Genomic DNA, 12062 nt, shown 5'->3' on the forward strand with positions numbered 1-12062 from the left:
ATCCCCGGCCGCGACGCGGCCGGGGCCACCGAAGAGAGAGGTAACCGTCGTGCCCGACGCCATCGAGGTCCGCAAGGTCCCCATCAAGAACGTCTCGGACGCATCCGGACTCGCCGAGCTGATCGACGCCGGCATCATCGAGGCCGACCGCGTCATCGCCGTCATCGGCAAGACCGAGGGCAACGGCGGCGTGAACGACTACACCCGCATCATCGCCGACCGCGCGTTCCGCGAGGTGCTCCTCGCGAAGGGCTCGCGCCCCGAGTCCGAGGTCAAGCAGGTCCCGATCGTGTGGTCCGGCGGCACGGACGGCGTCATCTCGCCCCACGCCACCATCTTCGCGACCGTGCCCGAGGACAAGGTCGAGAAGACCGACGACCTCCGCCTGACGGTCGGCTTCGCCATGAGTGAGGAGCTGCTGCCCGAGGACATCGGCCGCGTCACGATGGTCGACAAGGTCGCCGCCGGCGTGCGCGTCGCCATGGAGCGCGCAGGCATCACTGACCCGGCCGACGTGCACTACGTGCAGACCAAGACGCCGCTGCTCACCATCCACACCATCCGCGACGCCAAGAGCCGCGGCAAGACGGTCTGGACCGAGCACACCCACGAGTCGATGGACCTGTCCAACGGCTGCACCGCGCTCGGCATCGCCGTCGCGCTCGGCGAGATCGAGCAGCCGACCGACGCCGACGTCATGCACAACCGCGACCTGTACTCCTCGGTCGCGTCGTGCTCCTCGGGCGTCGAGCTCGACCAGGCGCAGATCGTCGTCGTGGGCAACGCCCGCGGTGTCGGCGGCCGCTACCGCATCGGCCACTCGGTCATGAACGACGCCCTCGACACCGACGGCATCTGGGCCGCCATCAAGGACGCCGGTCTCGACCTGCCGGAGCGCCCGCACACCTCCGACCTCGGCGGCCGCCTCGTCAACGTGTTCCTCAAGTGCGAGGTTTCGCAGGACGGCGAGGTCCGCGGACGCCGCAACGCCATGCTCGACGACTCCGACGTGCACTGGCACCGCCAGATCAAGAGCGCCGTCGGCGGTGTGACCGCCTCGGTCACCGGCGACCCGGCCGTGTTCGTCTCCGTGTCGGCGGCCCACCAGGGCCCCGACGGCGGCGGTCCCGTCGCGGCGATCGTGGACCTGGGCGAGAACCCCACGGGCTACCCCGCTCCCTGATCCACCGCACCACCGCGCAGCCACCCGTCGGATCCGCCCGGCGGGTGGTTGCGTCGTCTCCGGGAGGACCCACCGGGTGCAGCACGCGGCCTCCCGCCTGGGGCTTACCCGGCGGGAGGCCGCGTGATCTTGCTCGCCGGCCCGTCAGCCGCCTCTCGGCGAACGGCCGCTCGTAGCGGCAAATGGTGAGGCCCGGGGGCATGATCTCGGACCGACGCACCCTGACCAACGAGCGACGTCGCTCGACAATTCCCGTCGTACGACGTTGTTCTGGGTGCTTTCAGATGGCCATCGGGAGGTGGTGCGGTGCCCCCGGCGCGGTCCCCGACGCCCGCCCGCCGGCGGGGACGCGAACTGTGCAGCCGGGACAGGCCCCGCGCGATCCGGGCCACCCCGACCGCACATTTCCGACCCGCCCGGCACCGCGCCCGCTACTCCCCCAGCGCCGCGCTCCGCTCCAGCGCGACCGTCGTCGTCGGCCGGGGGTCCGGTCCGCCCGCGCGCGCGTCGTACGTCGCGGTGAACGTCAGCGTGAGCCCGTCGACCTCCGCGTCGGCAGGGACGGCGAAGACCACGAGGTCCTCGGGCACCGCCCGGGGCATGCGGTCCGGGGGCTGCAGCGCGGTCGTGGGGACGACGAGCGCCGGTTCGCGGTCGCCGAGCCGGTAGTCCACCGAGGTCGGGATGCCGTCGAGGTAGTAGGCGCGACCGTCGAGCTCGGCGTCGAGGTAGGTGCCCTCCGTGTCGACGACCAGGGGCAGCCAGGACGCGCCCTCGGGCGCCGGGCCGAGGGTGCCGAGCACGTCGACGAGGGGGTACGGCGCGACCGCGCACGCGTCGTACTCGTTCTCCTCCGGCGACCAGCCCTCGGGCCAGACCGCCGGTGCGCACGGCTGGGACCGGTTGCCCGGCGTCCCCGTCGGGACCGGGGGCGAGGGCTCGGGCACCTCGGGCGCGAGGTCGACGGTGGTGACCGCGCCACTGCGCTCCGCCTCGAGCACGAGACCGTCGAACGCGTCGTCGCCGGACCGGTCGAGCGCGACGGCCGTCGTCGCGACCAGGGGCGCGCCGGCACTGGTCGGCCGCGCCTCCGGCGTGAGGTCGAACCGGCGGTCGCCGTCCACGAGGGTCAGCGTCGTCGGCGGCGCGAGGACGTCGGGCGCCGCGTCTCCCCTCCGGGGGTCGGAGACGCGCACGACGAGGAACGTGCCGCCCTCGGGGGGCACCACGTCGCGGGCGTCGCCGAGGTCGTCGTTCGTCGTCAGGCGCACACCGACGCCGTGGTCGAGCACCACCTCCCGCAGGGTGTCCCCGTCCCAGGGCGGAGGGGCCGCGAGGGCGAGCGTCTCGCCCGCGGCGACCTCGCGCACCGGGTCGGGGCGCACCAGCAGCCCGACCGCCACGGCGCCGACGACCACCAGCAGGCCGGCCAGCGCGACGACCGTCCACGCGCGGCGGCTCGTGATCGGCTCGGGCGACCCTGCCGCCACCTGCTCAGCCACCCCGCACCTCCAACGTCTCGTCGACGGCCACCACCAGCGGCTCCACCGCGGCGTCGTCGTCGACGGCGGTGATCTCGCCGACCAGGCGCAGCTCCTGCGGGGTCGTGCCGGCCGGCACCGCGAAGACCGACACCTCCGAGGGGCCGCCGGGAGCCCCGACGTAGTCCAACCCGCCGGGCGCCTCCGGCCCCGCGACCGGAGCCTCGCCGTCGAGGGTCAGCACCAGCGACGAGGAGACCCGCTCGAGGAACGCCTCCTCGAACCCGGCGGCGTCGCGCAGCGTCGCGTAGGAGTCCACGAAGGCGGTGGCCCGCACGAGCGCCCACCGGTCGTCGGCGTCCTCGACCCACCCCGTCCCGGCCGTCCACGCGGTGAGCGCGATCGCGTCGACGGCGCACCAGGCGTCGAGGTCCAGACCCTCCGGGGCCGCGGCCAGCAACGTGCACCGCTCGGGCACGAAGCCGGTGCGGCTCGTGTCGTAGAGCCCCGCCGCGCGCCCTGCGTCGAGCTCGCCTGAGAGGAGGTCGACGGTCTGCGCCACCCCGTCGAAGGTGACGTCGAGCGCCAGGTCGTCCACGTCCTCGGCGACGGCCAGCACGACGCCACCGCCCGTCGGCTCGGCGAGACCCGTGACGATCCCGGGCACGGAGGTGTCACCGGTCCCGGCGAGGTCGACGTCCTCGCCGTCGCTCCGGAGGCCGATCTCGAGGGAGGGCACGTCCCCGAGGGCGGCGGCCTGGTCCAGCGGGACGGTCGGGTCGTAGCGGTAGAGGACGTCCCAGGTCACCGTCACGACCCTCGCCCCGCCGCCCGCGCGCCGACCGCCGCCGGAACCGTCGGGCGCCGTCGCCCGCACCGTCACGGTCGCGCCCGGGGTGGCGACGTCGACGGCCACGCCCGGGCCGCTCGCCGACTCGTCGTCCGCCAGCGCGGCGGTCTCCCCCACCTCGAGCTCCGGCAGCTCCGCCGCCGCTTCGCGCGCCCGCTCCTGGTCGTCGGTGAGCGCGGGGCCGGCCGACGCGAGGAGGTACGCCGGCACCGCCAGCGCCAGCACGACGAGGGCGGCCAGCCACCACCAGCGGCGTACGTCGGGGAGTCCCGTTCGCTCGGACATGCCGGGTCTGGTGCCCCGTGGCCGGCGGTCCCAACCCACCCCGGACGCGGTCGTGCCGCCGGATCAGAGCGCCCGGATGATGTCCTCCACGCGGTCCTTCGCGTCACCGAAGAGCATCTGCGTGTTGTCACGGAAGAACAGCGGGTTCTGCACGCCCGCGTAGCCCACGGCCATCGAGCGCTTGAAGACGATGACGTCCTCCGCCTCCCAGACCGTCAGCACCGGCATGCCCGCGATCGGGCTCGACGGGTCGTCGTTCGCGGCCGGGTTCACGGTGTCGTTCGCGCCGATGACGAGCACGACCGACGTCGAGGCGAAGTCGTCGTTGATCTCGTCCATCTCGAGCACGATGTCGTAGGGCACCTTCGCCTCGGCGAGCAGCACGTTCATGTGCCCGGGCAGCCGGCCGGCGACGGGGTGGATGCCGAACCGCACCTCGACGCCCCGCTCGCGCAGCCGCTTGGTGAGGTCGGCGACCGGGTACTGAGCCTGGGCCACCGCCATGCCGTAGCCCGGCGTGATGATCACGCTGGACGCGGTCTTGAGCAGCTCCGCGACGCCCGCGGCGTCGATCTCCCGGTGCTCGCCGTAGTCGGTGTCGCCCGACGACGCCGCCTCGATGCCGAAGCCGCCCGCGATGACGGAGATGAACGAGCGGTTCATCGCCTTGCACATGATGTAGCTGAGGTAGGCACCCGAGGAGCCCACGAGCGCACCGGTGACGATGAGCAGGTCGTTGGAGAGCAGGAAGCCCGCCGCGGCCGCCGCCCAGCCGGAGTAGCTGTTGAGCATCGAGACGACCACCGGCATGTCGCCGCCGCCGATGGAGGCGACGAGGTGCCAGCCGAGCGCCAGCGCGACGAGCGTGACCACGATGAGCAGCCACAGCTGGTTGTCCAGCACGTACCAGACCGTCAGTCCCGCGAAGGCCGCGAGCGCGCCGAGGTTGATGGCGTTCTTGCCGGGCAGCACGAGCGGGGCGGACTTGATCTTCGCGCTGAGCTTCAGGTACGCCACGATCGAGCCCGTGAAGGTGACCGCGCCGATGAAGACGCCGATGAAGACCTCGGCGCGGTGGATGTCCTCGAGCGCACCGACGTACGGCGGGTGCTCCAGGTGGCCGTTCCAGCCGACGAGCACCGCGGCGAGGCCGACGAACGAGTGGAGCAGCGCGATGAGCTCGGGCATGCCCGTCATCTCGACGATGCGTGCCCGCCAGAGGCCGATGCCGGCGCCGATGAGCACCGCCCCGATGAGGAGCACGACACCGAGCGTCTCGGCGCCGTCGACGGCCAGCGCGATGGTGGCGACGAGGGCGATCGCCATGCCGGCGATGCCGTAGCCCACGCCCGCCCGGGCCGTCTCGTGCTTGCTGAGACCGGCGAGGCTGAGGATGAAGAGCAGGGCCGCGACGATGTACGCCGCGACGGAGATGTCCAGGAGGTTGTCGGTCACGTTCCCTCAGTCCTTCGAGAACATCGCAAGCATGCGACGGGTCACGGCGAATCCGCCGAAGATGTTGATGCTCGCCAGGAGGATCGCGACGGCCGAGAGCACCTGGACGGCCGTGTCGTCGGACGTGATCTGCACGAGGGCGCCGACCACGATGATCCCGGAGATCGCGTTGGTCACGGACATGAGCGGCGTGTGCAGCGCGTGCGCGACCTTGCCGATCACGTAGTAGCCGATGACGATCGACAGCACGAGCACGGTGAAGTGCTGCGGGATCGGCTGGGGCGCGGTCGCGTTGACGAGGAACAGCAGCGCGATGCCCAGGCCGATGAGGCCGTACTTCCGGGCCGGCGACGGCGGCGCCTTCTCCTCAACGGGAGCGGCGGGAGCCGCCGGGGCGGCCGGCGCCGGGGCAGCCGACACCTGGACGGGCGGCGGGGGCCACGTCGTCTCGCCGGCGCGCACGACCGCCACGCCGCGCTGGACCACGTCGTCGAAGTCGAGCACCAGGGTGCCGTCCTTCTCCGGGGTCATCAGCTTGAGCAGGTTGACGAGGTTGGTGCCGAACAGCTGGGAGGCCTGCGTGGGCAGGCGGCCCGCGAGGTCGGTGTAGCCGAGGATGACGACGCCGTTGTCGGTGACCACGCGCTCGCCGGCCACCGAGCCCTCGACGTTGCCGCCCTGGGCGGCCGCCATGTCGACGACGACCGAACCGGGCTTCATCGACGCGATGTCAGCCGCCGTCAGGAGGCGGGGGGCGGCCCGGCCCGGGATCAGCGCCGTGGTGATGACGATGTCGACGTCCGCCGCCTGCTCGGAGTAGATCTCCGCGGCACGGGCGTTGTAGGCGTCGCTCGTGGCCTTGGCGTAGCCGTCGGACGAGACCTCCTTGGCCTCCTCGGGCACGACGACCTCGAGGTACTCGCCACCGATCGACTTCACCTGGTCCGCGACCTCGGGCCGCGGGTCGGTCGCGCGCACGATGGCGCCGAGCGACGACGCCGCACCGATCGCCGCGAGACCGGCCACGCCGGCGCCCGCGACGAGCACCTTCGCCGGCGGCACCTTGCCCGCCGCCGTGACCTGGCCGGTGAAGAAGCGGCCGAACTCGTGGGCGGCCTCGATGACGGCGCGGTAGCCCGCGATGTTGGCCATCGACGAGAGCACGTCCATCGACTGGGCGCGGGAGATGCGCGGCACCGCGTCCATGGCGAGCGCGGTGATGTCCTTGCCCAGCGCGTCGCGTCCGAGCTTCTCGACCAGCTCCGGGCGCAGGGCCGGGCTCAGCAGGGAGATCAGCGTGGCGCCGTCGGCGAGCCGGGCGAGCTCCGCGTCCGTGGGGGCGTTGATCTTGAGCACCACGGCGCTGCTCCACGCCTCGTCCCCGGTGACGACCTGCGCGCCGGCCGCGGCGTACGCCTCGTCCGTGAAGGAGGCGGCTTCACCGGCCCCCGACTCGACGACGACCTCGTAGCCGAGGCCGACCAGCTGCTTCACCGTCGCGGGCGTGCCCGCGACCCGTGCCTCACCGGGCGCCGACTCGGCGACGATCCCCAAGCGTGACTGACTCATGCGTGTCCTTCTCCGTCCAGCGGTGACGAGACGTGCCTGTACCTCGCTCCGGACGCGCGACGGCGCGACCTCGGGGAAGGCTAGGGCCACGGAGGTCGCCTGCAAGGTCGTCGTCCACGAAATTTCAAACTATGAGCATGAATTCGGGCCGATTGGACCGTTCACACGGGCTCTTTGAAACCGACATCACAGACCGAGCGATCGGTCGCGGGCCGGGAGCTACGGGGTGCGGTAGGTGAACAGCTCGCCCGGACCCACCGAGTAGCGACGCGTCGTGGACCCGACCTTCACCGCCACCACCTGGGTGCTCGTCGTGTGGTTGACGCCGACGACGCCCGTCGTGCCGTCGGGGTTGCGGAAGGCCGCGACGGCGGTGCCGGACGCCGACGAGGCGACCGGGAGCACCCGGGCACCCGGCTGCGCCGCACGGGTCAGGTGGGCGAGCAGGTAGAACTCCGGACCCGTGGTGACCCGCGTGCCGTCGACCGTGAGGAGCCCGCGGCAGCTGCGACAGCCGTAGCGCGACGCCGCGTCGATCGGTCCGTTCGACGGGTCGAGGGCGAGGTTCCACATGAGCAGGCCCGAGGACCCGTTCGCCACGGGGACGGCGACGAGGTTGCGCAGCTGCCAGGCGAAGCTGCTGGCCCAGCCGTCGGTGGTGCCCGTGCACTCCGTGATGATGCGGAACGGGGTCGGGCCGTTCATCTGGGACGGCGTGCCGCCGTAGCAGTGGTACGCCGACCCGTCGAACGAACCCGGGGCCGCGGCGACGATCTGGTCGTAGGCCCAGCGGTGCTCCCAGTTGTGGTCACCGGCCCACAGGGCGACGTCGCCCGGCAGCTGCGGGCGGACCTGCCGGCCCAGCGCCGCCATCTGGGAGACGTCCATCGTCATCGTCGCGTAGTCCGACGAGTGCCCGGGCTCGTTGCCCAGCGTCATCGCACGCAGCGGCACCCCGCGCCGCTGCAGCTCCTGGGCCTGGGAGACCAGGAACGCGCCGTACGCCGTCGTGCTGTCGGCGCGCAGGCCGCCGCCCCGCAGCGAGCCGCTGGTCTTCATCGACGCCGGAGCGCTCCAGCCGGCCGCCACGACGCGGAGGTCGGGGCGCAGCGGCAGGATGCCCTGGGTGATCGTGGAGATCGCCGCCGACGCCTCGGGCGCCGGGGCCGCGGCAGTGCCGTCCCACGACCAGGCCCACGAGGTGGGCGAGAAGTCGGTCGAGCTCAGCGGCAGGCGCAGGGCGTCCAGGCGGGCTCCGTCGGCGCGTGTCGGGTCGAAGAGCAGGCGCAGCGCGTCGCTGTTGCCGGCCAGCAGCCCGACCGAGGCGTCCGTCAGCGCCGCGCCCGTGCCCCACCACGCCTGCTGCGGACGCGTGGTGTCGACGGTGAAGGTGACGGTGGCTGCCTTCGTGGTCGTCGGCACGGTCGCGAGCCGGCGCGTGCTCGACGTCGGCGACGTGACGACGAACGACGGCGTCGTCACGGTCGCGGCCGTGCCGGCAGCCGCGACGACCGGGGTCGCGCCGGAGGCGTCGACGCCGACGGCGAGCAGGCTGGTGACGAGCAGGCCGGCGACGGCGGCGATCCGCCGGGCGGACGCGCGGCGGGAGGGGACGGAGCTGAGCAGGAGGGACACGTGGGGGACGATCGGCAGGACGTGCTCGGACCTGAAGCGATCCCGCGACCCGCCCCCCACGAGCCTCACGCCCGCGAGTCCGCGTCCGTGGTCTCCTCCACGTAGGGATGGGCGTCGACGAACTGGCGCGTCTCCGCGTACATCCGCTGGATGTAGGCCTCCAGCTGCTCGTCCTCCACCCGCCACTGGCCCCGGCCGCCGATCTTGATGGCCGGCAGGTCACCGCGACGGACCAGCGCGTAGACCTGCGCGCTCGAGGTGTTGAGCACCTCGGCGACGTCGGCGAGCGTGAGGAAGCGGGGCGAGGCCATGGGCCCTACTCTGCCACCGTCGGAGCGTCGCCGCCCTCCCCCACCGCCGACCTGTGGAGGAGGATCAGCCGGTCTGCTCGCCGAGCACGATCTGGACGCTGCGCTCCTCGCCGTCCCGGAGCACCGTCAGCTCGACCTCGTCGCCGGGCGCATAGCTGCGCAGCGCGACGATCAGCTCCGCGCCCCCCGTCACGACCTGGCCGTTGACGGCGGTCACGACGTCGCCCTCGACCAGTCCGGCGTCCTCCGCCGGGCTGCCCTCGTTGACCTCGTCGACGAGCGCGCCCTCGCCGGCGCCCTCGCCGCCGACCTGCACCTGGGCGCCGATGACGGGGTACGTCGCCTCGCCGTCCGCGATGATCTGGCCGGCCGTGCGGAGCACCTGCTCGGAGGGGATCGCGAAGCCGACGCCGATGCTGCCGCCGGAGCCGCTGATGCCGCCGGTCGTGGCGATCGCGGAGTTCACACCGACCACCTGACCGGCGAGGTCGACCAGCGGTCCGCCCGAGTTGCCGGGATTGATGGCCGCGTCGGTCTGGACGGCGTTGATGTAGGAGGCGCCGTCGTCGGCGTTGCCCGTGGTCACGGGACGGTTCTTCGCGCTCACGATGCCGGCGGTCACGGTCGCGGCGAGCCCCAGGGGCGAACCGATCGCGACGACGCCCTCACCGACGACCAGGTCGTCGGCCGACCCGAAGGACACCGGCGCCAGCTCCCGCGCCTCGTCGGCGCGGAGCACGGCGATGTCGTAGACCGGGCTGCGCCCGACCACCTCGACCTCGAACTTGCGGCCGTCGGTGGCCTGCACCTCGACGGTGCCGCCGTCCACCGCGGACTCGATGACGTGGTTGTTGGTGATGATGTGGCCCTCGCCGTCGAAGACGAAGCCCGAGCCGGTCGCGTCGTCGCCGTCCTCGGACAGGGCGAAGACCTGCAGCGTGCTGGGGAGCAGCTGCGAGGCGACGGCCGCCACCGACGTGTTGTCCTCGTCGAGCGGCGGGGTGGTGTCCACGTCCAGACCCTCGGTGCCGCTGACCTGCGAGCCCCGCCCGGAGCCGGCGTCGTCGTCGCGGGACGCCTGGTAGGCCATCCCGCCGAGTGCGCCGCCGCCCGCGCCGACGACCAGCGCCAGGAGGATCACGGTGGGGAGCAGCCAGCCGGGGACAGCGCTGCGGCGTGCCCGCGTCGTACCGGCCGGGGCCGCCGGCAGCAGCCCGAAGCCGCCGCCCGCGGCGTGCTTGGGGCCCCCGCTCCGGTCGGTGCCGAGCGTGGGGAAGTCCTGGGTGTCGTCGTCACGGGGGGCGTCGCCGTGGCGCGGGCTCGCGTCGGCCCCCGGGGCCGGGTACGACGCGATGGGGCGCGTCGACTCCGGCTGGTGCTCGTCGTGGTGCTCGCGCGGCTGCCCCTCGGCGTCGCGTCCCGTCACCGGCGGGCTCCGTCGCCCTCGGCCTCGACGGGCCGGGAGGCGGGGCGGTTCGCCGAGACGGGGGACCGGAACACCTCGGCGATGGCCGTGATGCTCGAGACGGCAGGCCGGTTCGCCGGCGCCGGGGAGGTCGTGCCGAGGGCGACGACACCGAGCATGGCGGCACCGACGGCACCGCCGCCCACGGCGGCGAGGGTCCACCGGTGGCGGCGCTGGTCGGCCGGGGTGGTGGGCAGGACCCAGGAGCCGGCCTCCGCGTAGGACGCGATGAGCTCGTCGTCGCACAACCGGCCCCGGAACGCCTCGGAGAGACCGCACCGCGGCTCGGGGAGCGCGGACAGCGCGTTCTTGACCCACGCCTCGGTCTCGAGGTGCTGCTGGCAGACCTCGCAGTCGTCGACGTGCGCCCAGGCGAGCTCGGCGTCGTGCTCGGGGAGACGGTCGTCGAGCAGGTCGCTGATCTTGGTGCCGCCGAGGTGACCCAGGATCGTCATCGGCTCACCTCGGCCCCGCGGGAGCCATGCGGCGGCCCACCAGGCCCTCGGCGGTGCCGGTCGTGACCCGGCGCGCGGCCTCGGCCGCCCCCTGGGCGGCGGTGCGCACCGCGGGGAGGGGGCCGGTGCGCGGACCGGCGTAGCGCGTGCGGCCCGCGGCCGGCGCACGGTGGGCCAGCGCCTGGCGCAGCTGGGCGCGGCCGCGGTGGATGCGGGAGCGCACCGTGCCGATCTTGACGCCGAGGATGTCGGCGATCTCGTCGTAGGTCATGCCCTCGACGTCGCACAGCACCACGGCGACGCGGAACTCCGGCGAGAGCTGCGCGAGGGCACCCTCGACGTCGTCGTCGAACGTGCGGTCGCCGACGGCGGCAGCGGGCCCGGGGGCGCTGGCCGCCATGGCCTCCGCGCGCTCGGTGGACAGCGCGTCGAAGCGCAGGCGCTGCTTGCGGCGCGCCTGGTCGAGGAACAGGTTCGTGGTGATGCGGTGGAGCCAGCCCTCGAAGGAGCCGGTCTCGGTCTCGGTGAAGCCGTCGAGGCTGCGGAACACCCGGACGAAGACCTCCTGCGTCAGGTCCTCGGCGTCGGGGCGGTTGCCGGTCAGGCGGTAGGCGAGCCGGAAGACCCGGTCGGAGTGCCGCGTGACCACGTCCTCCCAGGACGTGCGCGCGCCTCCCCCGCTGCCCGCGGGACTCTCACCTCGGCCACTCACAGGGCCACCCTCGCTCACCGAACCACTCCGTCTCTCGTCGCACCACTCGTCACCGGGACCGGCGGTCCCGGACCTGCGTCCGGCGGGGCTCTACCCCGCCGGCGCCCATCCCACACCAGCAGCTCGCAGGCCGGTGCGCGATGCGCAGCAATCTAGTGACGCGTACTGAGAACAACCTGTGAGTCCGCCCGATAGTTCCCGCGGAGCGGGACCGGTTGCCCGGCCCCGCCCCGGGTCAGCACCGGGTCACCACCCGGTCAGCACCTCGTCAGCACCGGACGGTCACGCTCATCTGCTGGTTGTCGGTGATCTTGACCCACCGGGGACCCCAGCTGCCGCCGACCCAGCCGTTGCGGGTGTAGGACCCCTGCTGGCACCCGGAGGGCACGTAGTAGCCGTCGGTGTCGTGCAGGACACCGCCTCCGCTGGACTGGCCCGGCCGCAGGGTGACGACCCGTCCGGTCGGGCGCCCCGAGGAGTCGCTCCAGCCCTCCCCGGCCAGGATGTTGCCGTTGCTCGACGCGTTGTTCGTGACGGTCCCGCACACCCCGGTCGTGTCGCACAACCAGCCCGCCTGGGCCGGCGGCGCCACGGCCACGACGGCCCCTCCGGCCATCACCGCACCGGCCACCGCCGCCATCGCCTGCTTCCTCACGTGCAC

Annotated in this window: 11 protein-coding genes; 1 reads left to right on the forward strand and 10 read right to left on the reverse strand. The window is 73.3% G+C overall.

What is annotated here, in order from left to right; genetic code table 11:
* Window positions 1-49 precede the first annotated feature (49 nt).
* Window positions 50-1183 (forward strand): ring-opening amidohydrolase, encoded by a 1134-nt coding sequence (locus PIR53_12700; protein WZH50881.1) that lies wholly within the window; start codon window positions 50-52, stop codon window positions 1181-1183.
* 431 nt (window positions 1184-1614) lie between these two features.
* On the opposite strand, the gene PIR53_12705 is transcribed toward PIR53_12700, so the two are convergent.
* The 10 genes from PIR53_12705 to PIR53_12750 form a co-directional block, all read right to left on the reverse strand.
* Window positions 1615-2685 (reverse strand): hypothetical protein, encoded by a 1071-nt coding sequence (locus PIR53_12705; GenBank protein ID WZH50882.1) that lies wholly within the window; start codon window positions 2683-2685, stop codon window positions 1615-1617.
* On the reverse strand, window positions 2678-3799 hold the full coding sequence (locus tag PIR53_12710; GenBank protein ID WZH50883.1) for a hypothetical protein: 1122 nt from the start codon (window positions 3797-3799) through the stop codon (window positions 2678-2680). Before PIR53_12710 ends, PIR53_12705 begins: the two co-directional genes overlap by 8 nt.
* A gap of 63 nt (window positions 3800-3862) precedes the next feature.
* Window positions 3863-5254, reverse strand: coding sequence for a Re/Si-specific NAD(P)(+) transhydrogenase subunit beta (gene pntB / locus PIR53_12715; protein ID WZH50884.1), 1392 nt, complete (start codon window positions 5252-5254; stop codon window positions 3863-3865).
* A gap of 6 nt (window positions 5255-5260) precedes the next feature.
* Window positions 5261-6823: a Re/Si-specific NAD(P)(+) transhydrogenase subunit alpha gene (locus tag PIR53_12720; GenBank protein ID WZH50885.1), complete on the reverse strand. Its 1563-nt coding sequence runs from the start codon at window positions 6821-6823 to the stop codon at window positions 5261-5263.
* Window positions 6824-7042: 219 nt separating this feature from the next.
* Window positions 7043-8458, reverse strand: a complete 1416-nt coding sequence (locus tag PIR53_12725; GenBank protein ID WZH50886.1) for a glycoside hydrolase family 30 beta sandwich domain-containing protein — start codon at window positions 8456-8458, stop codon at window positions 7043-7045.
* 65 nt (window positions 8459-8523) lie between these two features.
* On the reverse strand, window positions 8524-8769 hold the full coding sequence (locus tag PIR53_12730; protein WZH50887.1) for a helix-turn-helix domain-containing protein: 246 nt from the start codon (window positions 8767-8769) through the stop codon (window positions 8524-8526).
* A 64-nt stretch (window positions 8770-8833) separates the two neighbouring features.
* Window positions 8834-10195 carry a trypsin-like peptidase domain-containing protein gene (locus PIR53_12735; protein ID WZH50888.1) on the reverse strand — a complete coding sequence of 454 codons (1362 nt, stop codon included), beginning with the start codon at window positions 10193-10195 and terminating at the stop codon, window positions 8834-8836.
* A complete protein-coding gene (locus PIR53_12740; protein ID WZH50889.1) occupies window positions 10192-10689 on the reverse strand; it encodes a hypothetical protein in 498 nt (165 codons plus the stop codon). Before PIR53_12740 ends, PIR53_12735 begins: the two co-directional genes overlap by 4 nt.
* 4 nt (window positions 10690-10693) lie before the next feature.
* Window positions 10694-11401, reverse strand: a complete 708-nt coding sequence (gene sigE, locus PIR53_12745; GenBank protein WZH50890.1) for an RNA polymerase sigma factor SigE — start codon at window positions 11399-11401, stop codon at window positions 10694-10696.
* A gap of 268 nt (window positions 11402-11669) precedes the next feature.
* The gene (locus tag PIR53_12750) at window positions 11670-12056 is read right to left on the reverse strand and encodes a hypothetical protein (GenBank protein WZH50891.1); all 387 of its coding nucleotides are present in this window, start codon (window positions 12054-12056) and stop codon (window positions 11670-11672) included.
* Window positions 12057-12062: the final 6 nt, after the last annotated feature.

This window comes from Nocardioides alkalitolerans (assembly GCA_038184435.1).
Lineage (GTDB): Bacteria > Actinomycetota > Actinomycetes > Propionibacteriales > Nocardioidaceae > Nocardioides > Nocardioides alkalitolerans_A.